Source organism: Helicobacter pylori Shi112, from assembly GCF_000277405.1.
GTDB lineage: Bacteria > Campylobacterota > Campylobacteria > Campylobacterales > Helicobacteraceae > Helicobacter > Helicobacter pylori_C.
On sequence record NC_017741.1, the window covers coordinates 768,979 to 794,145 of the forward strand.

General features: G+C 39.0%; 22 protein-coding genes. 9 read left to right on the plus strand and 13 right to left on the minus strand.

Annotated features, from left to right (window positions below):
- Positions 1 to 7: 7 nt before the first annotated feature.
- Together HPSH112_RS03760 and HPSH112_RS03765 are read right to left on the minus strand one after the other, a co-directional pair.
- Positions 8 to 1,744, minus strand: coding sequence for a nickel-dependent hydrogenase large subunit (locus HPSH112_RS03760; RefSeq protein WP_000038066.1), 1,737 nt, complete (start codon positions 1,742 to 1,744; stop codon positions 8 to 10).
- Positions 1,745 to 1,760: 16 nt separating this feature from the next.
- On the minus strand, positions 1,761 to 2,915 hold the full coding sequence (locus tag HPSH112_RS03765; protein ID WP_000499041.1) for a hydrogenase 1 small subunit: 1,155 nt from the start codon (positions 2,913 to 2,915) through the stop codon (positions 1,761 to 1,763).
- Positions 2,916 to 3,047: 132 nt separating this feature from the next.
- On the opposite strand from HPSH112_RS03765, the gene HPSH112_RS03770 reads away from it, so the two are divergent.
- Positions 3,048 to 3,632, plus strand: a complete 585-nt coding sequence (locus HPSH112_RS03770) for an NAD(P)H-dependent oxidoreductase (RefSeq protein WP_000756684.1) — start codon at positions 3,048 to 3,050, stop codon at positions 3,630 to 3,632.
- Positions 3,633 to 3,682: 50 nt separating this feature from the next.
- On the opposite strand, the gene HPSH112_RS03775 is transcribed toward HPSH112_RS03770, so the two are convergent.
- The 4 genes from HPSH112_RS03775 to ispG all read right to left on the minus strand — a co-directional run bounded on the left by HPSH112_RS03775 (position 3,683) and on the right by ispG (position 9,202).
- Positions 3,683 to 5,725: a DUF262 domain-containing protein gene (locus tag HPSH112_RS03775; protein WP_000648452.1), complete on the minus strand. Its 2,043-nt coding sequence runs from the start codon at positions 5,723 to 5,725 to the stop codon at positions 3,683 to 3,685.
- A 119-nt stretch (positions 5,726 to 5,844) separates the two neighbouring features.
- Positions 5,845 to 6,903, minus strand: coding sequence for a tetratricopeptide repeat protein (locus tag HPSH112_RS03780; protein WP_000914897.1), 1,059 nt, complete (start codon positions 6,901 to 6,903; stop codon positions 5,845 to 5,847).
- An 11-nt stretch (positions 6,904 to 6,914) separates the two neighbouring features.
- A complete protein-coding gene (locus tag HPSH112_RS03785; RefSeq protein WP_000608571.1) occupies positions 6,915 to 8,120 on the minus strand; it encodes a 2,3,4,5-tetrahydropyridine-2,6-carboxylate N-succinyltransferase in 1,206 nt (401 codons plus the stop codon).
- A 2-nt stretch (positions 8,121 to 8,122) separates the two neighbouring features.
- Positions 8,123 to 9,202 (minus strand): flavodoxin-dependent (E)-4-hydroxy-3-methylbut-2-enyl-diphosphate synthase, encoded by a 1,080-nt coding sequence (ispG, locus tag HPSH112_RS03790; RefSeq protein ID WP_000892507.1) that lies wholly within the window; start codon positions 9,200 to 9,202, stop codon positions 8,123 to 8,125.
- A gap of 119 nt (positions 9,203 to 9,321) precedes the next feature.
- On the opposite strand from ispG, the gene HPSH112_RS03795 reads away from it, so the two are divergent.
- From HPSH112_RS03795 to HPSH112_RS03810, 4 genes are read left to right on the plus strand one after another with little or no spacing between them, the layout of a single operon-like run.
- Positions 9,322 to 10,449, plus strand: a complete 1,128-nt coding sequence (locus tag HPSH112_RS03795; RefSeq protein ID WP_000142372.1) for a succinyldiaminopimelate transaminase — start codon at positions 9,322 to 9,324, stop codon at positions 10,447 to 10,449.
- Positions 10,442 to 11,791 (plus strand): UDP-N-acetylmuramate--L-alanine ligase, encoded by a 1,350-nt coding sequence (murC, locus tag HPSH112_RS03800; RefSeq protein ID WP_000894754.1) that lies wholly within the window; start codon positions 10,442 to 10,444, stop codon positions 11,789 to 11,791. The genes HPSH112_RS03795 and murC overlap by 8 nt, the downstream gene beginning before the upstream one ends.
- On the plus strand, positions 11,791 to 12,156 hold the full coding sequence (locus HPSH112_RS03805; protein ID WP_000500530.1) for a hypothetical protein: 366 nt from the start codon (positions 11,791 to 11,793) through the stop codon (positions 12,154 to 12,156). Before murC ends, HPSH112_RS03805 begins: the two co-directional genes overlap by 1 nt.
- Positions 12,157 to 12,162: 6 nt before the next feature.
- Positions 12,163 to 14,412 carry an endonuclease MutS2 gene (locus HPSH112_RS03810; protein WP_001063743.1) on the plus strand — a complete coding sequence of 750 codons (2,250 nt, stop codon included), beginning with the start codon at positions 12,163 to 12,165 and terminating at the stop codon, positions 14,410 to 14,412.
- A gap of 148 nt (positions 14,413 to 14,560) precedes the next feature.
- On the opposite strand, the gene ppa is transcribed toward HPSH112_RS03810, so the two are convergent.
- The 7 genes from ppa to HPSH112_RS03845 are packed head-to-tail and all read right to left on the minus strand — an operon-like array spanning position 14,561 to position 20,862.
- Positions 14,561 to 15,082: an inorganic diphosphatase gene (ppa, locus tag HPSH112_RS03815; RefSeq protein ID WP_001047364.1), complete on the minus strand. Its 522-nt coding sequence runs from the start codon at positions 15,080 to 15,082 to the stop codon at positions 14,561 to 14,563.
- A gap of 55 nt (positions 15,083 to 15,137) precedes the next feature.
- The gene (locus HPSH112_RS08940) at positions 15,138 to 15,986 is read right to left on the minus strand and encodes a glycosyltransferase family 25 protein (RefSeq protein ID WP_324185935.1); all 849 of its coding nucleotides are present in this window, start codon (positions 15,984 to 15,986) and stop codon (positions 15,138 to 15,140) included.
- Positions 15,925 to 16,485 (minus strand): glycosyltransferase family 25 protein, encoded by a 561-nt coding sequence (locus tag HPSH112_RS08945; RefSeq protein WP_014662244.1) that lies wholly within the window; start codon positions 16,483 to 16,485, stop codon positions 15,925 to 15,927. The genes HPSH112_RS08940 and HPSH112_RS08945 overlap by 62 nt, the downstream gene beginning before the upstream one ends.
- A gap of 52 nt (positions 16,486 to 16,537) precedes the next feature.
- Complete coding sequence (locus HPSH112_RS03830) at positions 16,538 to 17,536, minus strand: glycosyltransferase family 25 protein (RefSeq protein WP_000564179.1); 999 nt, start codon at positions 17,534 to 17,536, stop codon at positions 16,538 to 16,540.
- A gap of 25 nt (positions 17,537 to 17,561) precedes the next feature.
- Positions 17,562 to 18,137, minus strand: coding sequence for an adenylate kinase (locus tag HPSH112_RS03835; RefSeq protein ID WP_000811296.1), 576 nt, complete (start codon positions 18,135 to 18,137; stop codon positions 17,562 to 17,564).
- 16 nt (positions 18,138 to 18,153) lie between these two features.
- On the minus strand, positions 18,154 to 19,887 hold the full coding sequence (gene aspS, locus HPSH112_RS03840) for an aspartate--tRNA ligase (protein ID WP_001256348.1): 1,734 nt from the start codon (positions 19,885 to 19,887) through the stop codon (positions 18,154 to 18,156).
- A gap of 33 nt (positions 19,888 to 19,920) precedes the next feature.
- Positions 19,921 to 20,862: a chemotaxis protein gene (locus HPSH112_RS03845; protein ID WP_000251465.1), complete on the minus strand. Its 942-nt coding sequence runs from the start codon at positions 20,860 to 20,862 to the stop codon at positions 19,921 to 19,923.
- A 77-nt stretch (positions 20,863 to 20,939) separates the two neighbouring features.
- Here HPSH112_RS03845 and ligA point away from each other — a divergent pair, with 77 nt between their 5' ends.
- The 4 genes from ligA to HPSH112_RS03865 all read left to right on the plus strand — a co-directional run bounded on the left by ligA (position 20,940) and on the right by HPSH112_RS03865 (position 25,113).
- The gene (ligA, locus tag HPSH112_RS03850) at positions 20,940 to 22,910 is read left to right on the plus strand and encodes an NAD-dependent DNA ligase LigA (RefSeq protein ID WP_000597599.1); all 1,971 of its coding nucleotides are present in this window, start codon (positions 20,940 to 20,942) and stop codon (positions 22,908 to 22,910) included.
- Between the two features lie 100 nt (positions 22,911 to 23,010).
- A complete protein-coding gene (locus tag HPSH112_RS03855; protein WP_000399896.1) occupies positions 23,011 to 23,343 on the plus strand; it encodes a hypothetical protein in 333 nt (110 codons plus the stop codon).
- A 319-nt stretch (positions 23,344 to 23,662) separates the two neighbouring features.
- Positions 23,663 to 24,364, plus strand: a complete 702-nt coding sequence (locus tag HPSH112_RS03860) for an ATP-binding cassette domain-containing protein (protein WP_000624968.1) — start codon at positions 23,663 to 23,665, stop codon at positions 24,362 to 24,364.
- Complete coding sequence (locus HPSH112_RS03865) at positions 24,364 to 25,113, plus strand: ABC transporter permease (RefSeq protein WP_000500932.1); 750 nt, start codon at positions 24,364 to 24,366, stop codon at positions 25,111 to 25,113. Before HPSH112_RS03860 ends, HPSH112_RS03865 begins: the two co-directional genes overlap by 1 nt.
- Positions 25,114 to 25,167 lie beyond the last annotated feature (54 nt).

The window sequence follows — 25,167 nt, forward strand, 5'->3', positions numbered from 1 at the left end:
ACCCTTTTTAGAATTTAGCGAAATTAGGCTCTACTTTAAACTCGTTTAAAGACTGCCCTTTAAAATCCATCACATGCACCGAACATGCGATGCATGGATCAAAAGAATGGATAGTCCTAATGATTTCTAAAGGCTGGGTTAAATCAGCGATTTTAGTGCCAATCAAGCTCATTTCATAAGCCCCCCTTTGATTTTTAGAATCTCTAGGCCCTGCATTCCAAGTAGAAGGCACCACCGCTTGATAATTTTCCACCACGCCGTTTTTAATACGCACCCAATGGCTTAGCATGCCCCTTGGCACTTGACCAATGTAGCGCCCTTTATATTCTTGATTTTTATCAATGTGATAAGGAGCGCAAGTGCTTTGATCGCTTTTTAGATTTTCCACTAACGCATCAAACGCCAAAAGGCCATTATCAGCAATTGTCTTAGCTTCAATACACCTTGCAGCCGTGCGCCCAAGCGTTGAAAACAACGCTTCTAAAGGCAGTTTAGTGTCTTTTAAAAACTTAGTAGCCACTTCAGTAACATAAGGGTTTTTCGCCGCTAAACCTACCACTACGGAACTTAAAGGGCCTACTTCCATGGGCTTACTATCGTATCTGGGCGATTTTATCCAAGAATATTTATTTTGAGTGTCAAGCACTTTAGCAGGGATGATTTTATTTTCAATCCCCACGCTCTCGCCGTCTTTTAAACCGGTATAATGCGGGTTAGTTTGCCCGTCATAAGGGTGGAGTTGCACTTCTTTAGTGTCTTCGTATTGATACCAAGAATGCGTAACTTCTTCTTTAATCAAACTCTCATCAATGGGGTGCAGTTTGGAAATATCGCCATCAAGCACCACCCCACTACTCAAAAGGTATTTATCCTTCCCAAGCAACACTTCTTCATAAGCGATAAAATTCCTTAAGCCACAGCCTTTAATAACGGACGGCTCATTAGCGAACATTTCGCCCGCCATCACTAAATCCGGGTAGTAAGCATGGTTGATGAAATGAGCCACCACTTCAAATTTGCTCTTCCATTCAGCCAATCTCGTCGGATCCAATATATCCATAACGCTCGTAACACCCCCCACCGTTAGGCTTTGTGGGTGAGGCTGTTTGGCCCCAAAAATAGCGGTCATTTTCGCCGCTTCCCTTTGGATTTCTAAAAGCTTGAGATAGTGGCTTAAGACGATTAAATTTTGTTCTGGGCTTAAACGATAGGTTTTATGCCCATAGTAGCCGTTATTAAAAGGCCCTAACGATCCACTTTTAGCGAAATCGCTCAAGCGTTTTTGAACCGCTTTTAATTCGCCGGCACCGGTATTGATAGGATAAGGGCTGTATTTGAAAGAAAGTTTTGCCGCTTGAATGGGATCGGCTTTTAAAGCGCTCATAATATCGCACCAATCAAGCCCATGCAAAGTATAAAAATGCACCACATGATCGTGAAAAAGCAACGCCATGTTCATCAAAGATCGCACCAATTGCGCGTTCAATGGGGGGGTGATGCCTAGAGCGTTTTCTACTGCCGTGATACCGGCCTTATAATGCGAATAAGTGCATACCCCGCAAATCCTTTGAGCGATGAAGCCTGCATCTCGTGGATCTCTGCCTTTAATGATCGTTTCTAGCCCCCTAAAAAGCGTAGAAGAAGAAAACGCATCAGTGATCACATTATCATCATCTACGATCACTTCAATCCTTAAATGCCCCTCAATCCTAGTGATAGGATCGACTACTATTTTTTTTGACATGTTAATCCCTTATTCATTACTCTTTGTTTTTGATCGCTTTAGAAAGGAGTGCATGCGCAACAATGCCAATAGCGGTTGCACTCAATAAAGTCGTGCCTACTTTATCCGCTACTTTATCAGCCCCTAAGCCGTCAAAGGCGGTTTTAATGGAACGATTCGCTAAAGGCTCTTCAAAAGGACTCATCGTATCCCAAAAATTAGGCTCAGAACACCCTATGCACCCATGCCCTGCGCCTATGGGCCAAGAAGTGTGTGAATTGAAGCGGAGTTTGGAGCAATTGTTGAAAGTGTAAGGCCCTTTACAGCCCATTTTATACAAACAAAAGCCCTTTTTAGCGTTTTCATCGCCAAAATGCTCCACAAATTCGCCCGCATCAAAATGCCCTCTCCTTTCGCATAAATCATGGATCCTGTTCCCATAAGCCCAAGAGGGGCGGTTATAGGCATCAAGTTTAGGGAGAGCCCCAAACATCAAGTAATAAAGCACATTGCCCACGATATTTTTTTCACTAGGCGGGCAACCGGGAACATTGATCACGGGTTTATCAATGATTTTATGCAAGGGTTGCGCGTTAGAGGGGTTAGGGTAAGCCGCTTGCACGCCCCCAAAACTTGAGCATGTGCCTATGGCAAAAATAGCGGCTGCGTGTTGGGCGACTTTCTTGCACTCTTCAGCCCCCGTTTCAGCGTTTGGGCCTTGAGTGAGAAAGTATTCTGTGCCTTGGGGGATACCGCCTTCTACCATTAAAATGTAATTGTTTTTATGCTTTTCTATGGCGTCATGCAAGCTTTTTTCGGCTTGAAAACCGCTCGCTACCATGATGGTTTCATGGTATTCTAAGTTGATATAATCAAAGATAATGCTATCAATGGTGGGGTCTGCGCTCCTTAACAAGCTTTCGCTACAACCGGTGCATTCTGCCATGTGCAACCAAATCACGGGCAATCTGTTAGCCACTTCTACCGCCTTCAAAGTCAAGGGAGTAAAACTAGCCGGCAAGGCTAACGCTGTACTCATCATGCCCGCCCACTTCAATAAATCACGCCTAGAAATGCCCGCCCCCCTAAACTCCTCTTGCAAATTCTTATGCTCGTTATGAGCGTTAAACGAACGAATTGTATCAAGGCGTTCTTCAATCTTTTGATAGGTCTTTTTTTCATCGTAGAACATCGCCATTCCTTCCTTAATAGAAATTTTCATTATCTTAACATAATAAAAATAATACAATCGCAATTTAATCGCTTTTTAAAAATACCCTTTTGAGGTATAATCGCAATTTATAATTATCAAAAAAGGAACAAAATGAAAAAAGTACTCATCATTAATGGGGCCAAAGCGTTCGGGAGCTCTGGGGGGAAACTCAATGAAACCTTGAGCGATCATGCAAAAAAGACTCTAGAATCTTTGGGGCTAGAAGTGGATACTACAATCGTGGATAAGGGCTATAATCATAGTCAAGAAGTGGAGAAAGTCTTTAGCGCTGATGCGACGATTTGGCAAATGCCTGGCTGGTGGATGGGAGAGCCTTGGATTGTGAAAAAATACATTGATGAAGTCTTTAGTGCAGGGTATGGGAAGCTTTGGGCTAGCGATGGCAGAAGCTCGCAAAACCCCACTAAAAACTACGGGAAAGGGGGCTTGATGCAAGGCAAAAAATACATGTTGAGCTTGACTTGGAACGCTCCCATTGAAGCCTTTAATGATCCTAGTGAATTTTTTGAAGGGGTGGGTGTGGATGTTGTGTATTTGCATTTGCATAAAGCGTTCCAATTTTTAGGGCTTTCAGCGCTGCCCACTTTTATTTGCAACGATGTAATGAAAAACCCCCAAGTAGAGCAGTATCTTAACTCTCTCACTACGCATTTGCACCAAGCTTTTGGCAAGTGATTTTAAAATAAGGGTTTTTAACCCCCCCATTTCTTTGGGGGGCTTGTTTATTACACAATAAAATCTCTAGGATTGAGATCACAGCCTAAGATAAGATCCCTAAGGTTATTGCCCACCGTTTGATAACTCGCATTGCTGACAAAGTAGAATCCGTATTTTTCAAAAGGCACAACAAGAGTGCCATCTCTATCCCTTAATTGCACTTTTGCTTTATCCCAACAAATGTATCTTTGAGCTTCATCCGTGTAGCTTTCAAAGGCCTCTCTGGCGTTTTCTAATAAGTAGTCTATGACAGCTTTCACCAACCCTTCAGCGTTTTTTGCCAAACGCCTCTCATTATTGGGGAGCTTAACGCTTTGAAGATTATGGAAAGTTAAGTCATCATCAAGCGTTTTACTGATCTCTCTGGTGCGGTATTCTTTGGGCAGATCTTTAAACAATTCCACTTGACAAAATTGATCCGCTAAATATTCGCTCCTAGCCTTCACTTCCTCTATCCCCCAAGAATGGGTATTATTGATGAAATAGTCGTTCAAATGCAAGGAGCTGTATTGTTCCATAAGCTCTATTTTTGCCTCGTAAGGTTTGTTGCCAAGCTTTTGATTTTGCCCTGATAAGGTCAGATTCCCAAAATTATTGAGGTAGTCTTGCTCAAAAGTGAAATAGTCCCCCACCCTATCACGCCATTCTTGTGTGGGTTTTTGGGGGTAGAAATGCTCCACTTCTAAATTCTCTTCTTTGGGCGGTTCGGCGTTACTTAATTTTTCTATCTCAAGCAGGATGAATTTGCACACTTGATTTGCTGAATAAGCGTTACGCACAGCAAACGCTACTTTAATTTTATCGTCATTAGGGAATACCATTTGACCAACGCTCTTGCCCAGATACCGCTTGAATGCATCGGCTGAAACATTTTCTAGCTGTCTGTATAAAGGATAAAGAACTTTGTTAAGCGTGCCGGTAGGATCTCCGCACACGCTCCTGCGCACGAAGTAGCTGATAAGGATTTGCAAAATTTCGTAGAAATTTTCATAATCCAGCTTGCCTTCTTCAAAATCTCTGGTGCAACGCAAAACAAAGGGCTTTGCCACGCCAAATTTGATTTTTACGAGATCTTTAATGCGCAGGCGTAAATTCGCTAACTGCTGCGGGTTTCCACGCTCTAAAAAATGGTGATCTCTGTCTAAAAAGATTTGATAGATTCTGCCATACTCTCGCATATCGCTCATAAGACCTTGTATATCGTTAGGGAAATTTTTTCTGTGGTGGTCTTTTAGCACGTAATACACTTCGCGCTCTCCCTCTTTTACTTTATCTTCAAAATAGATTCTCAGGTAGGTTTTGATAAAATCATTCAAATCCTTTTCACCAAGCCAATTTTCTAAAGGAACCCAATAAGTATCATAGAGATGTTTTTGTTTTTCAGAATTTTCCCCCATCATCAGATAGTTGCGTATGAGATCTAGCCCTTTTAATTGCACGCCTGTAGCGTTGATGCTCTCAAACACCACTTGCGGATCGTCTTCGCCCAACTCTAAGCCTATGGCTACGATTTTAAGCCGCAAAAACGCCCCATAAATCTCTTCTATGCGATACCCTTTGCTGATATAATTGTCAAGCTCTTTGGTGAAAAATTTATAATTATTCCTAATGTGTGATACGCCTTGTATCTCATGCGATCGATTTTGCATGACTAAATCAAAGGCTTCTTTGTCGCTTTTAATGGGCTTGAGACGCAGCCTTTGTCCCGAAAGATTGAGTAGATTATCAATCTCTTTTTTTATCTCTTCATTTGGTATGTTTGTTTCTATGGCTTTAAGCAAAAGCATGATGGTAGTAACCCTTTGCTGCCCGTCAATGATGACAAATTCTTGCAGTTGTCTTAAGCTCTTTTCATCATCAATCCAATGCAAAATATAAGTGATAGAACCCATGAAATGCGTTTTCTTATTTTGAGAGATATTGATAATATCTTGCAGTAATTTTTCACAATTTTCTTCTTCCCAATTGTAGTTCCTTTGGTATACAGGGATAGAAAAGATCGTGCCTGTTAAGGCAAAAAAGTCGTTAATGGTGCTTTGTGTTGCTTTCATAGCTCTTCCTTTTAAATAAGATCAAAATCACACCGAGTATTAAATCAAAAAAAAAAAAAGAGCTTAAACTTTTGAAAAAACCGCAATTTGTGGCTGAATTTATTAAAAAACGGCTATTACTAGGGTATCTCATAAGAATGATACGGCATGAACAAGCGCCCGTAATTAGGATTCACGCGCAATAAATGCTCTTTGAAATTCCCGTAATTGCGACAGCTTGACTCAAAACCATTATCGCACGCATACGAGAATAAATCCAAAGCCCTCTGATCGTCTTGAGGCACGCCTAAGCCCTTTTGATACAGCACGCCTAAATTGTTACAGCTTCCCAAAATCCCCCCATCGCATGCCATTTGAAAATATTTCGCTGCGTAGTGGTTATTCAAAGGAGCCCCTAAATCCCCATTTGCATAAATCCAGCCTAAATTCGCGCACCCCATCATATCCCCAGCGTTACACGCCAAATAATTCAAATCCACTTGATTGAGTTGCGCTTTATCAATGCCATAAATATTATTCACATTAGACATCAAGCCCAGATTATAACACCCCATATCATTCCCATTCTCGCATGAAAATTTATAATAACCCATCGCTTTGTAATAATCTTTTGGGACCCCACTCCCGTTAGCAAACATCCACCCCAAATTATTGCATGCGATCATATCCCCCCCTTGACAAGCCACCGCATACAACTGCAAAGCGTTTTCTTTGTCGTTCGTATCCGCATTTTTCTTGTTTTCATACATTTGAGCCAGATTCGCGCAAGCGGTCGCATCGCCCCCACTGCAACCCATTTCATAATAGCGAGCGGCTTTTAATCTGTTCGTTTGGATGCCTACCCCATTAGCATACATCGCCCCCACTGCAAAACACCCGGCCGCATTGCCGTTATCGCACGATTGGGAAAAAAGCTTGAAAGCCCCTTGATAATCGCCCTTTTTAGCCAATTCAATACCGGCAGAAAGCTCGGTTTGAGCGTTTTCAGGCGATCCTAATTTGTCTAACAGATTAGAGTTATCGTTTTTAGGGGTGATTTGGGTGTTAGGGTTTGGCGCGCCCTTAGCGTTAGCAGGGTTTAATTCAGGGGGCGTGTTTTTTTGGGCTTGATTATTTTCTTCAGCGCCACTAAGCTGTAAGACTAAAAAAACAAGCAATAACAAACTTTTTTTGAGCATTCTTTTAATCCTTAATGCAGGTTTTGATTCAACTCAATTTTTTTCACGCTCCTAAAAGCAATCAGCTTGCCATTTTGGCTATTGGAACGAAAATGCACGCCATTTTTTCCGGAAAGCTCTTTGCCTTTGTAAAGATTGTTGGCATGCTTTTCTAAATCGCTATTCACTTCTAAAAGCTTTTTAAACTCATTTTCTTCAATTTCTATCACGCTCCCAGCTAGTATCGCAACGCCTGCATCCACAATACAGCCATCGCCTAGACTAATTCCGGTAACGCTATTAGCCCCTAGCAAACAATTTTTCCCGATGCTAATAGGGTTGTTATTCCCTCCGCTTAAAACGCCTAAAACGCTCGCTCCCCCACCAATATCAGTGCCTGCTCCCACCACCACCGATGAAGAAATACGCCCCTCATTCATGCACACTCCCATAGCCCCTGCGTTAAAATTCACATAACTAGCCCCGGGCATTTGAATGTAACCACCGGTCCCTAAATACGCCCCAAAGCGCGTTTTTGAGCTATCTAGTAAGCGGATATTGTCAAACTCAGGGATTAATTGCATCAAATAGCGCGGGAATTTATCTATAAAATCAATACTAGGGAAATTGCCTTGCATTTTTAAAGCCACTTCGTTCATTCTAAGCCATTCTAATTCATAAGGCTTGTTGCCGCTCCAAGCCGCATTAGAAAGCTGGTTAAAAATGCCCTCTAAATTCAAACTCCTTAAAGGGGCTTTACCTAAAGAGAGCGCTAAAAGTTTCATATACGCGCTCTCCACGCTCTCGCAAGGCTTATCTTCAAACAAGATCACCAAGCGATAAAGAGACTCCCCATCGCTATTTTTCAAACGATTTTCTTCTAAAGCTTTTAAAAGCTCTAAAACCACTTGGATATTTTTATGAGTCATTTTATTGGAATAGGCTTCATTCAAAAAGGGCGTATAAAAATCCAGCGCTTTTAACACAAAACTTTCATCAATCTCAATGACGCACTCGCTCGCGCTCTCTTTTAGGATTTTTTCTTTAGAAAGCGAGTTGCAAAACACCGCATAAGAGCCTAAATTTTCATCTTTCCAATTCAAAACGGGGTAAGTGGCGCATAAAATCTTTTTGGAAATAGGGGCAATATCCACTCTGGCAATGCCAAAGCCTAAAGGCTCTTTATAGTGGTTAGATTGCTGGTAGTTGCTCACAAAATTTTTAAACTTATTGATCATGCCTAATCCTTTAAACTTTTTTCTCTTTCTTTAGCTAAATTTTCCACTTCTATCACAAAAGTTTCAAACAAATCCTTTTCAGCCAGTTTGTGAATGACTTTACCCTCTTTAATGATCAAACCGCTGCGATTCCCAAAAGCGATCGCCATGTCTGCATGCTTGGCTTCACCTAAAGCATTCACCACGCAACCCATCACGCTAATGTCTAAAGGGGTTTTAATGTGGCTTAGGCGTTTTTCTACCTTGCTCGCCATATCCACTAAATTGGCTTCAATGCGCCCGCAAGTGGGGCAAGAAATCAAATTAATCCCTTCTTTCAAACGCCCGCTATGGCGTAAAATCGCTCTAGCCACTTTGATTTCATTTTCTAATTCCCCTGTGATGGATACGCGCATCGTATCCCCAATGCCCTCCATTAAAAGCCCCCCTAAAGCCATGGCGGATTTGATACTGGAGCTAAAAAGATTACCCGCTTCAGTAACCCCCAAATGGAAAGGATAGATCACAAGAGGGCGTAGCATCCTATAAGCTTCTATGGTGCGTATCACATCGCTCGCTTTTAAAGAAATCTTAAAATCAGTAAAATCCAAATCTTCTAAAAGTTTGGCGTTATACAAAGCGCTTTCTACCATGCCTTTTGGGGTGGGCCCGTATTTTTGATCAAACTGCTTTTCTAAACTCCCAGCATTCACGCCAATTCTTATAGGGATGTTTTTTTCTTTGCAAGCATCAACTACTGCTTTGATTTTGTCTTTAGAGCCGATGTTTCCGGGGTTAATCCTGATCGCATCCACGCTTTGAGCGGCAATGAGAGCGAATTTATAATGGAAATGAATATCAGCGATTAAAGGCAAAGGGGACACTCTTTTCAATTCTTTTAAGGCTAGGGCGTCCTTTTCATTACTCACCGCCACCCTCACTAAATCAGCCCCGGCGAGTTTGAGTCTGTCAATTTGATTTTTAGTGCTTTCAATATCAGCGGTTTTACTAAAGGTCATGCTTTGCGTGCTTATAGGAGCATCACCTCCTATGGCCACGCCACCGATAAAAATTTGCTTGGTCTTCACTCTGTTTTCTAGCATTAAACCTCTTCATCAGTTAAATTCTCACTCGCTATTATACTCTTTCTTAGTGGTTTCACACCATAACGCTTAAATTTTAGGTAAGATTAACTATTCCATTTTAAGATTAAAGTAGCCCTATGACCTTTGAGCCTTATCCTTTTGAACGATTAAGAGCCTTGTTTAAAGAAATCACCCCTAAAAAAAAGGGGCTAGATTTAGGCATCGGCGAGCCGCGATTTGAAACGCCCAAATTCATTCAAGACGCTCTTAAAAGCCACACCCATTCGCTCAATATCTACCCTAAAAGCGCGTTTGAAGAGAGTTTGAGGGAGGCTCAAAGAGGTTTTTTTAAACGCCGTTTTAAAATAGAATTGAAAGAAAACGAATTAATCTCCACGCTAGGATCTAGGGAAGTGTTATTCAATTTCCCTAGCTTTGTTTTATTTGATTATCAAAACCCCACTATCGCCTACCCTAACCCCTTTTATCAAATCTATGAAGGATCAGCCCAATTTTCTAGAGCCAAAAGCCTTTTAATGCCCTTAACTAAAGAAAATGATTTCACGCCAAGCTTGAATGAAAAAGAGTTGCAAGAAGTGGATTTAGTGATCTTAAATTCCCCCAACAACCCCACCGGAAGAACCCTTTCTTTAGAAGAGCTGATTAGTTGGGTCAAACTCGCTTTAAAACATGATTTTATTTTAATCAATGATGAATGTTACAGCGAAATTTATGAAAATACGCCTCCCCCTTCGCTTTTAGAAGCTTGCATGCTTATTGGTAATGAAGCGTTTAAAAATGTTTTGGTTATCCATTCGCTCTCCAAACGCTCTAGCGCTCCAGGGCTAAGGAGTGGCTTTATCGCTGGGGATAGCAGCATTTTAGAAAAATACAAAGCGTTTCGCACCTATTTAGGCTATACGAGCGCTAATGCGATCCAAAAGGCTAGTGAAATGGCTTGGCTAGATGATGCGCATGCAGAATTTTTCCGCAATATTTATGCGAATAATTTGAAACTGGCGCGAAAAATCTTTAAAGACACGCTCATTTATCCTTATAGTTTTTATGTGTATCTGCCCGTTCAAAACGGCGAAAATTTTGCCAAAACGCTTTATCAAAACGAAGGCATTATCACTTTACCGGCTTTGTATTTGGGGCGTAATCATATCGGCACTGATTGCGTGCGTTTAGCCCTCGTCTATGACACCCCCCTTTTAGAAAAGCCTTTAGAAATCATAGAAACTTATCGAGAAAATCATGCTTGAAACCCCAAAAGTTTTACTCAAAAACCTGCAAGATTGCAAGATCCATTTTATCGGTATAGGGGGGATTGGCATTTCAGGCTTAGCCAAATACCTTAAAGCGCAAGGGGCTACAATCAGCGGCTCTGATATTGCCATAAGCCCCAGCGTTAAGTATTTGAAAGCTTTAGGCGTAGAAATCAATATCCCGCATGATCCAAAAGCGATTAAAAATCAAGATGCCATCATCCATTCAGCCATTATTAAAGAAGACAATACAGAAATACAAAGGGCTAAGGAATTAAAAATCCCTATTTTATCTCGTAAAGACGCTTTGTATTCTATCCTTAAAGACAAGCGCGTTTTTAGCGTGTGCGGGGCCCATGGAAAAAGCAGTATCACCGCCATGTTAAGCGCGATTTTCCCCTTTTTTGGAGCGATTATTGGGGCGCATTCTAAAGAGTTTGATTCCAATGTGCGAGAGAGCGCGAATGATAGCTTGGTTTTTGAAGCCGATGAGAGCGATTCAAGTTTTTTATTTTCTAACCCTTATGCCGCGATTGTGCCTAACACAGAGCCAGAACATTTGGAGCATTATGACCACAATTTAGAGCGTTTTTTCTTCGCTTATGAATATTTTTTAGACCATGCTCAAAAAAGAGTGATCTATAAAGAAGATCCTTTTTTAAAAAACTATTCTAAAGACGCTATTGTTTTAGAAAAAAAAGACATTCGCAATATCCAATACATTTTAAAAGACGGCGAACCTCACACTTCATTTGAATTGAAAGATTTGGGGGCTTTTTTGGTGTGGGGGTTAGGCGAACATAACGCCACGAATGCGAGTTTGGCGATTTTAAGCGCTTTAGATGAATTGGATTTAGAAGAAATTAGAAATAATTTATTGAATTTCAAAGGCATTAAAAAACGCTTTGACATTTTGCAAAAAAACGCGCTCATCCTCATTGATGATTACGCCCACCACCCCACTGAAATCAGCGCCACTTTAAAAAGCGCTAGGATTTATGCTAACTTACTGAACACGCAAGAAAAGATTGTAGTGATCTGGCAAGCGCACAAATATTCTCGCTTAATGGATAATTTAGAAGAATTTAAAAAATGTTTTTTAGAGCATTGCGACAGGTTGATCATTTTACCCGTTTATAGCGCGAGTGAAGTTAAAAAAGATATTGATTTGAAAGCCCATTTTAAGCATTATAACCCCACCTTTATAGACAGGGTGCGTAAAAAGGGGGATTTTTTAGAGCTCTTAGTCAATGATAATGTGGTAGAAACGATCCAAAAAGGCTTTGTGATAGGCTTTGGAGCGGGGGATATTACCTATCAATTGAGAGGCGAAATGTAATGGGTGCAGCGGTTGTTTTATTTTTAACGCTGGTTTTATTGTTTTTAGTTTTAAGGGATTTTGGTTTAGCAAGCCCTAAACAAAAACTTGTAGCTTTTTTAATCGTAGGGATTATAGGAGCGAGCATAAGCGTTTATACTTACCAACAAAACCAACAAAACCAACGAGAAATCGCTTTACAAAGAGCGTTTTTAAGGGGGGACACATTGTTGTGTAAAGGCATTAAAGTGAATAACCAAACCTTTAATTTAGTGAGCGGGACTTTGAGCTTTTTAGGCAAAAAACAAACCCCTATGAAAGATGTTCTTGTGGATTTGGATTCTTGTCAGACGCTTCAAAAAGATCCCTTAATCCAACCCCAATGAATCCCAATGAATAATAATAATAATACCCCACCCAAACCCCTAGAAGAAAGCCTGGATTTAAAAGAGTTTATCGCTCTTTTTAAAACTTTTTTTGCAAAAGAAAGAGATACTATTGCTTTAGAAAACGATCTCAAGCAAACTTTCACTTATTTAAACGAAGTGGATGTGATCGGTTTGCCTACCCCTAAAAGCGTGAAAGAAAGCAATCTCATTATCATCAAACTCACCAAATTAGGGACGCTCCATTTAGATGAAATTCATGAGATTGTCAAACGATTGCGCTACATTGTCATTCTACAAAACGCTTTTAAAACTTTCACGCATTTAAAATTTCATGAACGCCTTAACGCTATTGTCCTGCCCCCTTTTTTTAATGATCTAATCGCTTTATTTGACGATGAGGGAAAAATCAAACAAGGGGCTAACGCTACCCTAGACGCTTTGAATGAAAGTTTGAACCGCCTTAAAAAAGAGAGCGCTAAAATCATTCACCATTACGCCCATTCTAAAGAGCTTGCCCCTTATTTAGTGGATACGCAAAGCCACCTTAAGCATGGTTATGAATGCCTTTTATTGAAAAGCGGGTTTTCTAGCGCGATTAAAGGCGTTGTGCTAGAAAGGAGCGCTAATGGCTATTTCTATCTTTTGCCTGAAAGCGTGCAAAAAATCGCGCAAAAAATCGCACAAATTGATAATGAAATAGATTGCTGTATTGTTGAAATGTGTCAAACTCTAAGCCATAGCTTGCAAAAACACCTTTTATTTTTAAAATTCCTTTTTAAAGAATTTGATTTTTTAGACAGCTTGCAAGCCCGGCTTAATTTCGCTAAAGCCTACAATTTAGAATTTGTCATGCCAAGCTTTACTCAAAAAAAAATGATTTTAGAAAACTTTTCGCACCCCATTTTAAAAGAGCCAAAGCCCTTAAATTTGAAGTTTGAAAAATCCATGCTCGCTGTTACCGGCGTGAATGCGGGCGGGAAAACCATGCTCTTAAAATCGCTTTTAAGCGCGGCTTTTTTAAGCAAGCATCTCATTGCTATGAAAATCAACGCCCATCATTCCATTATCCCCTATTTTAAAGAAATCCACGCCATTATTAATGACCCCCAAAACAGCGCGAACAATATCTCTACTTTTGCCGGCAGAATGAAGCAATTTAGCGCTCTTTTATCCAAAGAAAACATGCTTTTAGGCGTTGATGAAATTGAGCTGGGGACTGACGCTGATGAAGCGAGCAGTTTGTATAAAACCCTGTTAGAAAAATTGCTTAAACAAAACAACCAAATCATTATCACCACGCACCACAAACGCCTGAGCGTGTTAATGGCAGAAAACAAGGAAGTGGAATTACTAGCCGCTCTTTATGATGAAGAAAAAGAACGGCCCACTTACACTTTTTTAAAAGGGGTTATTGGCAAAAGCTATGCGTTTGAAACCGCTTTGCGCTATGGCGTGCCGCATTTTTTGATTGAAAAAGCGAAAGCTTTCTATGGCGAAGATAAGGAAAAATTGAATGTTTTGATTGAAAATTCCAGCGCATTAGAAAGGGAATTGAAGCAAAAAAACGAACTTTTAGAGAACGCTTTAAAAGAGCAAGAAGATTTAAAAAACGCATGGCTTTTAGAAATGGAAAAACAAAAAGAAACCTTTCACAATAAAAAATTGGAATTGGAAAAATCCTACCAACAAGCCCTAAATATCTTAAAAAGCGAAGTCGCTTCAAAAGATACCAGCTCCATGCATAAAGAAATCCATAAAGCGAGCGAAATTTTAAACAAGCATAAAACAAATCAAGAGATCCCGCAAATCATAACGAGCTTTCAAGCCAACGAAAAAGCGCGCTATAAAAATGAAAGCGTGCTGATTGTGCAAATTTTAGACAAGGGCTATTATTGGATAGAAACCGAGCTTGGCATGCGTTTAAAAGCGCATGGGAGTTTGTTGAAAAAAATCCAAAAACCCCCTAAAAACAAATTCAAACCCCCTAAAACGACCATTCCTAAACCCCAAAAAGCGAGCTTACGCCTTGATTTAAGGGGGCAACGCAGCGAAGAAGCCCTAGATTCACTAGACGCTTTTTTAAACGACGCGCTTTTAGGGGGCTTTGAAGAAGTGCTTATTTGCCATGGCAAGGGGAGCGGGATTTTAGAAAAGTTTGTGAAAGAATTTTTAAAAAACCACCCTAAAGTGGTAAGCTTTAGCGACGCTCCCATTAATTTAGGCGGTAGTGGGGTTAAAATCGTTAAATTGTAGTTTTTGGCGCTTTTTATGGGGGATTAATACAAAAATCCGCTTTAAATTATAAAGCCATTTTACACCAACACTCAATGAGAACAAAGCCTTTTTAAAAGAGCGTTAAAAAGGGCTTTAAGCTTAATTGAGCCAAAACCCTTAAAAATCTTTAGCCTTGATAGGCTTTTATCGCTTTCTCTAAAACCTTAATCGCGCTCTCTTTGTTTTCAAACCCCTTGACTTTCACCCATTTATTAGGCTCTAAATCCTTGTAAGTTTCAAAAAAATGCTTGATTTTATCTAAAGTGTGTTTGGATAAATCATTAATATCTTTGACATAGGAATGCGTGGGATCAATCTTATCTATGGGTAGAGCGAGCAATTTTTCATCCATCCCGCTTTCATCTTCCATGTTCAAAACCCCAACCAAGCGCGCTTTCACCACGCTCCCGGCTTGAAAAGCCACATCGCTTAAAACAAGCGCATCTACAGGGTCGCCATCAGATCCTAGAGTGTTAGGCACAAAGCCATAATTTGCGGGGTAATTTTGCGCCCCATAAAGCACCCTATCCACCATTAAAGCCCCGCTTTCTTTATCCAATTCATACTTGATATTAGAATGCTTGGATATTTCAATCACCACGCACAAAGCGTTAGCGTCATGGCTAATTTCTAGTTTTTCTAAATTCATTGCAATCTCCTTTGAATAATAAAAAAGACTTATTCTAACATAAAGCCCGCTCTTTTTAAACCCCTTTAGGGGTTTTTAAATGATCGTATTGTTTGCTGTATTTGTGAAAGGCTCTCAAGCACTTTTTGGTGTTTAATTGATCATAAAAAAGATTATCAAAATAAGACTTTTTAGGGGGCTTTAATGAAATATCAGGCTTTTTCGCATTTTGAATGGTGCTATTGAAAGCATGCTTATTCAAAGAAACAGGGCAAGGCACATAGGTAAAATTAGCAATATCATGGTAAGTGGGGTTGTTTATGAACATATCCACCGGCTCTATGATTTTAAAACGCTCCGTGGCTTCTATAAAAGTTTTAGCGCCCTTAGGCGTGAGGTAGTAGCCGGCTGTAGTAGAAACATACACGCTAGTGAGGTAAAAATGCTCTAAAAAAAAGGCTTCTTTTTCACTATCAGCACGCCTTTCCCAAAAGGTCTCTTTAATGTTTGCCTCTTTTGCCAATAAGGATTCGTATTTTCCTGTGAGATCATCGTATTTTCCTGTGAGATCATCGTATTTTCCTGTGAGATCATCGTATTTTCCTGTGAGATCATCGTATTTTCCTGTGAGATCATCGTATTTTCCTGTGAGATCATCGTATTTTCCTGTGAGATCATCGTATTTTCCTGTGAGATCATCGTATTTTGCCACGAGTTTCTTATACACTTCTGTCCGAGCTAAAATATTTCCAATGAAATGGTTGAGTTTCCTTTTAATTTTTTTAAAAACCACTTGATTAAAAGAGATTTTTTGGGGCGCTATTTTGCAAGGATCAAATGGTTCTTTGGGGTTTTGTTGCGTTTCAATAACCAAATCTTGTTGCGTATCTTGTGTGGAATTGGGGGGGGGGGGGGGTAACTTCATGGTTTTCAATAGTCTCTTCAATCTCTGTATAATCAATCTCTTCAGCCTCTGTATAGATAGGGAGAGCGCACAAATTGGTTTTATGGCCTCCCCAATAATGCCCATAGAGTCTCACAAAATCAAAAGGGCTTTTCAGGCAATCTTCTAAGGCTTGCATGAAGTTAGGCTCTAGCGCTACATCATCTTCTAAAATGGCGACCGGTTGGTTTGTTTTAACGCATTCTTTCCATAAAAGATAATGGCTTAAATAGCACCCAAATTCTTGGGGCAATAACTCTTGATAACAATAATCAGAATGGAACCAATCGGATTTTAACATGCTTTGCGCATCATAAAGTTCTTGAACGAATTTTTCAAAATCTTCGTGTTTGGGGCTAATAGCGTCAAAGATTTGAAAAACACAACGCCCTTTAAATTTTTCATTGGATTCTGAAACGAGTTTTTCAGTATCCAAACGCCTTTGACTTTCTTTTAAAGAAATGATATAAACTTGTATCAAATGAACTCCTAAATATGGTATTTTATTCTACCATAAAGTTTTTTCATTCTTTTTAAACCTCTTTAGGGGTTTTTAAATGATCGTATTGCTTGTTGTATTTGTGAAAGGCTTTTAAACGCTTTTTAGCATTGAGACTATAAAAGAAAAGCTCCCTAAAAGTTGATTTTTTAGGCGGAAGCGGGTAGGATTTCAAGCTCTTTTTTTGGGGCTTTTGAATCGTGCTGTCTAAAGAATGCTCACTTAAAGAAACAGGGCAAGGCACATAGGTAAAATTAGCAATATCATGGTAAGCGGAATTGTCCATAAACATATCCACCGGCTCTATGATTTTAAAACGCTCCGTGGCTTCTATAAAAGTTTTAGCACCCTTAGGGGTTAAGTGATAACCGGCTGTAGAAGCCACATACACGCTGGTAAGGTAAAAATGCTCTAAAAAAAAGGCTTCTTTTTCATGCGTTGAGTAATAGCTTTTTTGTATTTTTTTGAGAATATAGTGGATGACTTTATGGGTAGAAAGATTTAAAAATCTAGAAACATCAAAAAATTTTTTAAATTTTTCTAAAATAGGGTTATTTTTAAAAGGATAATCAAAGGGAGGAAATACAAATTCTTTGGGTAAAACATGGAATTTTGTCTCGTGGTAATACCAATAGCACCCATAAAGTCTCACAAAATCAAAAGGGCTTTTCAAGCAATCTTCTAAGGCTTGCATAAAGTTAGATTCTAGCGCTACATCATCTTCTAAAATGACGACCGGTTGGTTTGTTTTAACGCATTCTTTCCATAAAAGATAATGGCTTAAATAGCACCCTAATTCAGGCAAAGTCAAACCATCGCCAACATAAGAATGGAACCAATCGGATTTTAACATGCTTTGCGCATCATAAAGTTCTTGAACGAATTTTTCAAAATCTTCGTGTTTGGGGCTAATAGCGTCAAAGATTTGAAAAACACAACGCCCTTTAAATTTTTCATTGGATTCTGAAACGAGTTTTTCAGTATCCAAACGCCTTTGACTTTCTTTTAAAGAAATGATATAGACACAAATCACAGCTCATTCTCCTTTAGGGTGCATTTTAATTCCCAAAAGACAAAATATACTCTTGCATTTCATGCACGATTTCTTCAATGCTTCTTTCACCATTGATCGCTTTATACACCTTCTTATTCTTGTAAAAATTTTGGATCTCACCCAACGGATCCAAAAACACCCGCATGCGGTTATGAAACACCACCTCATTATCATCAGCCCCCCTAGAGCGCCCTAAAACCCTTTCTTTAGCGGTGTTTTCACTCACTTCCACTTCAATCACGCTTTTTAAAACCACTTCGTTTTGAGCGCTCAATTCCTTATTTAAAGCCTGCATTTGTTCCACGCTCCTAGGATAGCCATCAATTAAAATGATCCCCTTACTAGAGCTTTTAATCGCTGAAAGGATCGTTTCTACCACAATTTCTAAAGGCACTAATTCGCCTTGAGAAGTGAATTTCTCAATCAATAAGCCTCGCTCGGTCTTTTTAGCGCTCTCAGCCCTTAGTAAATCCCCGGTAGAAAAATGAGCGATTTTTTCGCTGTTATTCTTAGTGATAAGCTCTGCATCGGTGGTTTTACCACTCCCTGGGGCTCCAATAATCAAAAATAGTTGTTTCATATCTTATCCTTTCAAATTATTTTCTTAAGCGAATGTGTAATTCTCTTAGTTGCTCTTCGTTAATGGGGCTAGGAGCGTCAGTCAATAAACATGAAGCTTTTTGCGTTTTAGGGAAAGCGATCACATCTCTAATGCTACTGGATTTGGTCATTAGCATGATCAAGCGATCAAAGCCTATCGCAAAGCCCCCATGAGGAGGAGCGCCAAACTTTAGCGCCTCTAGTAAAAAGCCAAATTTCTTTTGCGCTTCCTCTTCGTGGATATTGATTTTTTCAAAGACTTTTTTTTGCATTTCTTCTTTATGAATCCTTATGCTCCCCCCACCAAGCTCCACGCCATTAAGCACCACATCATACGCATGCGCTTCAATCTCTTCTAAATCTTTGCATTCTATATTTTTAGGCATCGTAAAAGGGTGGTGCGCGGCATGATAGCCGTTTTCGGTTTTTTCAAACATGGGGAAATTGACTACCCATAAGAAATTTAAAGCGTCTTTATCAATCAAGTCAAGCGTTTCCGCCACCTTCAAGCGCAAACGCCCCATGTAATCTAACACGATTTTTTTATCCCCGGCTCCAAAAAAGACAATATCCCCGGTTTTTGCACCAGTTTTTTCTAAAATATTCTTAAGCCCCTTTTCGCTTAAAAATTTAACTAAAGGCCCTTTAACCCCATCTTCTTTAATTTGCAAATACGCTAAGCCTTGAGCCCCAAATTGGCGCACAAATTCTTCTAATTCTTTTAAAACGCTGCGGCTAAAAATCGCATCAGCCCCCTTAACATTCAAAGCTTTAATGCGTTTGTTTTTAGGATCTTGCGCGATATTAGAAAAAATAGCGTTTGAGCTGTCCATAAAACAATCCCCCACTTCTATTAAAGGCAATCCAAAGCGTAAATCCGGCTTATCGCTCCCGTAATTTTCCATCGCTTCCTTATAAGGCATGCGTTTAAAAGGTTTAGAAATATTATGCCCAATCGCTTTAAAAATCTCTTGCAACAAATCTTCCACCACGCCCATCACATCATTTTCACTACAAAAACTCATTTCCGCATCAATTTGCGTGAATTCTGGCTGCCTGTCCGCTCTCAAATCTTCATCTCTAAAGCAACGAGCGATTTGAAAATACCTGTCCATTCCCCCCACCATTAAAAGCTGTTTGAACAATTGCGGGCTTTGAGGGAGCGCGAAAAATTCGCCCTCATGCACCCTGCTTGGCACTAAATAATCCCTAGCCCCCTCAGGCGTGGTTTTAGACAAAATGGGGGTTTCAATCTCTAAAAAGCCCTTTTGGGCTAAAGCGTTACGAGCGATTAGAGCCACTTCGCTGCGCAATTTAAAGATTTCATAAGCGTTCAAAGAGCGCAAATCCAAATAGCGGTATTTCAAGCGCAAATCTTCATTCACATTTTTATTGCCAATTTCAATCGGTGGGGTAGCGCTTTTATTTTCAATGACTAACTCTTCTAAAACAATTTCAATTTTACCGGTCTTTAGTTTAGGGTTTTCTAACCCGGGCCCTCTTAAACGCGTTTTTCCTTTAGCCACTAGCACAAATTCACTCCTAACTTCTAAAGCCTTTTCATAAGCCTTAGAGCTAGGATCACAAACTAGTTGCACTAAACCGCTTTTATCCCTTAAATCAATAAAAACCACGCCTCCATGGTCTCTATAAGTGTTACACCACCCGGCCACTTTGATGGTTTTACCCACATCTTTTTCACTAATTTCTGCACAGAAATGACTTCGCATGTTTTATCCCTTTAATTAAAACAAAAATTAAATTTATGAAAGCGTTTTTTTAAGCATTTCATGGATTTCAAGAATGTTAGATTTTACCACAAAACCATCCGCTTCTAAAGATTGGGCTAATTGGCGGTTAGAATCGCTGCTCATGGACGAATTGATAATCACAGGAAGATGCTCAGTCCTGCTATCAGCTTTAATGGTTTTTAGCACTTCAAACCCTGAAATAACAGGCATTTCTAAATCCGTAATGACCACGCCGACTTGTTGGTAATGTTCTTTTTCATACAAATAATCCAACAATTCTTTTCCGTTTGGAAAGGCTAAATAACGCAATTCTAAGGTTTGAACGATTTTTTCTAGGGTTTTAAGAGCGCTCAAGGAGTCTTCAGCGATTAAAATGAGTTTTTGGCTTTGAATGGCTTCTATGCAACGCAAAGTCAAATCGTCTAAATCTTTCAAGCTAGGGAAAACATCGCTAATCATCTTTTCCACATCTAAGATCTGCACCACTCGTTCTTCATCAAAACGAGTGATAGCGCTAAGCTTACCCTCTTCATTAATGCCTTGTTTGTCCCCGGTGCTAATCTCAGTCCAATTTTTATGAATGATCCTTTCAATTTTTAAAACCTTTAGAGCGATGGAATGGTTAGAAAAATGGCACACAATCACCAAATTATGCTCATCTTTAACGCTGCATTCTTTTAAATTGCGACTTGTATCACTAGCGTTATAATGCAACCACCTTTTCACATCCACTAAAGGGATAGACTCGCCCCTAATACTAAGAAATCCAAGCATCACGCCATCGCTCCCCCCAAGAATCTCTGTAACCTCCCCATCATAATGGATAATTTCTCGGATCTTAAAAATGTTTAAGCCATAAAGTTGGGCGTCTTTTTCTCCATCCAATCTAAAACACAAAAATTGCGCTTCGTTGTTTAAGTGCAACGAAGTCGTTTTGTCAATGCCTCTTACCACCTAATTTCCCCTAAAGCCCTATCAAAGATTAAATGTTATAATACTACCCTAATTTAGTTTAAAAGGTTTTTACAGACATGATAAAAAGCCAAAAAGAATATTTAGAAAGAATTGAATATTTAAACACCCTATCGCACCATTATTACAACCTTGATGATCCCATCGTAAGCGATGCGGTCTATGACGAACTTTATCAAGAATTAAAAGCTTATGAAGAAAAAAACCCTAATAGCATTCAAGCCAATTCCCCTACCCAAAAAGTGGGGGCTACTACCCCCAATTCGTTCAATAAAAACCCCCATTTAATGCGGATGTGGAGCTTAGATGATGTGTTCAATCAAAGCGAATTGCAAGCGTGGTTGCAACGCATTTTAAAAGCCTATCCTAGCGCTTCGTTCGTGTGTTCGCCCAAACTTGATGGGGTTTCGCTCAATCTTTTGTATCAACATGGCAAGCTAGTGAAGGCGACCACTAGGGGCAACGGCTTAGAAGGGGAATTAGTGAGCGCAAACGCTAAACACATCGCTAATATCCCCCACGCTATCGCTTATAATGGAGAAATAGAAATCAGGGGCGAAGTGATCATTTCTAAAAAGGATTTTGACGCTTTAAACAAAGAGCACTTAAACGCTAATGAACCCCTATTCGCTAACCCTAGAAATGCCGCATCAGGGAGTTTGAGACAGCTTGATAGCGAAATCACTAAAAAGCGTAAATTGCAATTCATTCCTTGGGGCGTGGGCAAGCATTCTTTAAATTTCCCAAGCTTTAAGGAGTGTTTGGATTTTATTGTTTCGCTAGGTTTTAGCGCTATTCAATACTTAAGCCTAAACAAAAACCACCAAGAAATAGAAGAAAATTACCACACCCTAATTAAAGAAAGGGAGGGCTTTTTTGCCCTTTTAGACGGCATGGTGATCGTTGTGAATGAATTAAATATTCAAAAGGAGCTAGGCTACACGCAAAAATCCCCCAAATTCGCTTGCGCTTATAAATTCCCGGCTCTAGAAAAACACACCAAAATTGTAGGAATCATTAACCAAGTGGGGCGCAGCGGGGCGATCACACCGGTCGCTGTTTTAGAGCCTGTAGAAATTGCTGGAGCTATCATTACGAAAGCGACCTTACACAATTATTCTGAAATTGAAAAAAAGAATATCATGCTCAATGATAGGGTTGTGGTCATTAGAAGCGGCGATGTGATCCCTAAAATCATCAAACCTTTAGAATCTTATAGGGACGGCTCGCAACATAAGATTGAGCGCCCCAAAGTTTGCCCTATATGTTCGCATGAGCTTTTGTGCGAAGAGATTTTTACTTATTGTCAAAACTTAAACTGCCCGGCAAGGTTGAAAGAAAGCTTGATTCATTTCGCTTCTAAAGACGCTTTAAACATTCAAGGCCTAGGCGATAAAGTCATAGAGCAACTTTTTGAAGAAAAACTCATTTTTAACGCCCTGGATTTGTATGCTTTAAAATTAGAAGATTTAATGCGGCTAGACAAATTCAAAATCAAAAAAGCTCAAAATCTATTGGACGCTATTCAAAAAAGCAAAAACCCTCCCTTATGGCGTTTGATTAACGCTTTAGGGATTGAGCATATTGGTAAGGGAGCGAGTAAAACGCTGGCTAAATACGGCTTAAATGTGTTAGAAAAAAGCGAAGCCGAATTTTTAGAAATGGAAGGCTTTGGGGTGGAAATGGCGCGCTCTTTAGTCAATTTTTATGCGAGCAATCAGGAATTTATCCGATCGTTATTTGATTTGTTAAACCCTAAAAACAGCGATATGGCCAAAGAAAAGCAAAAAAGCTCTTCTGTTTTCAATCATAAAACGATTGTTTTAACCGGCACGCTTTCTAAACCACGGCAAGAATACGCTCAAATGTTGGAAAATTTAGGGGCAAAAATTTCTTCAAGCGTGAGCGCTAAAACCGATTTTTTAATCGCTGGAGAAAACGCCGGCTCAAAACTCGCTCTAGCACAAAAACATGGCGTGAGCGTTTTGAATGAAGAAGAATTGTTAAAGCGCCTTAAAGAATTTGATTAAATTCTAAAGAAAAATTCCAATTTTCATTCTTAATGAATTTACTCACAAGATCCTATTTTATAGTAGAATGCGAAAAATAAAGATACTTTAAGGAGCAATAATGGAACACCATAAAGCGCACACAACCATTCAGGCTTTACAAGCCAAACGCAAAAAATTGCTAACAGAATTAGCCGAGTTAGAAGCAGAAATAAAAGTGAGTAGCGAACGAAAAAGCGGTTTTAACATTTCGCTCTCGCCCAGTTTGTTAGCTGAAATAGAAGAGATAGAATACGAAGAAAAAACCAGTAAAGAGCGAAGAATCAATCATAGCGTTTTACTCTCTCCTAGTTTTATGACTAAAGTGGATGAATACATGAAAGAGAAAGGTTTTTCTAACCGCTCGCTCCTCTTTGAAAAAGCGTTGGAATTTTATATGTTAAAGCACCCATAAAACCAATAACGGACAAAAATGAGAGAGTGTTTGGGGTTTTGATCGTGAAAAATCAAAAACTCCGTTTCTTTTTTAGGGTCTTTCTTATTTAAAACTTTGGCTTTGTCTATTTTTTAGAGTTGGAGTGCTTTTTAAAATCGTTTTATGTTGTTTATGCGATTAGAGCGTATCTATCAGTAACTCTTTTGGCTCGTTTTATCAAAGATTAGTTAATTTTTTAGCAACACTACGCTAAATAAAACCACCGTTTGAATACAATAATCCTAGATGGGATTTTAAATCATTTCTGTCAAAGGGGGTTTTATGCAAAGGGGATTTTATGATTTCTAATATCAACATTACACCTAAAAAAAACATTAAAAACGCTTTAAATGTAAATAATTTTTCATTTAAGAGTAATACTAGCACAGCTATTATTGGCACAAACGGTGCTGGAAAGTCAACGCTTATCAATACTATTCTAGGTATTAGAGCGGACTACAATATCAAAGCACAAAACAATAACACCCCATACAAAAATAATATTATGCCACAACGCAAACAATTTGGAGTTGTATCTAATCTGTTCAATTATCCACCTGGACTAAATGCAAACGATATATTTAGATTCTATAAATTTTTTTATAAAAACTGCACCATAAATCTATTTGATAAAAAACTTTTAAATAAAACTTACGAATCATTAAGTGATGGACAAAAACAACGATTGAAAATTGACTTAGCTCTTAGCCATCACCCACAATTAGTTATCATGGATGAACCAGAAACCAGTTTAGAACAGAATGCTCTTATAAAACTATCAAGTCTTATTGAGTTGCGTAATACCCAACAACTTACAAGCATTATTGCTACTCATGATCTGATTGTTTTAGAAAGTTGCAAATGGGTCTTGCTTCTTAATGGTGGCAACATTGCTAAATATGAGACTTTAGATTCTATATTAAAAACTATAACTATATCTTTCAGCCTTAAAGAAAAACTGAGCGCAAAAGACTTATTGGCATTACTAAAGGATATTTAATGGGTGCAATTTTATCTATTTTAAAGCTTGAAATCAAATCTTATCTTACCAATACAAGTGCATTATTTTGGACTTTTATTTATCCCATTTTAATGCTCTTACTACTAGTTTTTGTTTTTTCAAAAAATACCACTGAGGTTTTTTATTTTAATAGCATCATAGGTCTAATGGGACTGCTTATTATCTCTAGTGCAATTTTTGGTCTCACACAAGCTATAGCAAGCTTGAGATCACACAATGTATTCTTGTTTTATATACTATCGCCAGCAACTTTAAAACAAATAACTCTTGCACTCATTGCTTCAAGACTAATAATTGTGATCATATATGCGTTTACCTTTATCGGAATCTCTTTTTATACACTCAACATTTTTGATCTCCTTAATTTTAAAACGCTCATTTTTGGATTTATTAGCATTTTTTCAAGCTCATTATTTTGCTTTTGTTTAGCCATTTTTGTCGCTAAAATCTTTCAAAATGAACAAAGTATCTTAGGATTTGCCAACATTATCAATCTCTACGCAGTAATTTCTTGTAATGTATTTGTTTCTCTAGACTATCTACCTAGTATTGGTCAGTTATTTATCAAAACTTCTGTTTTTTACCAACTTAACCAACTTTTACTAAAGTCCTTTCAAGGAATTGACCCTATACTAATACTGATAGCTTCAACACTTTTCATTGTTTGTGGCATTACCCTCTTTTTACTAAGCGCTAATCGCATGCTGTTAATAGAACGCATGCGTTAAATATTTTAATCCCACCATTGATTCATTTAATGGCTCAAAAAGGGGTAAGCCCCC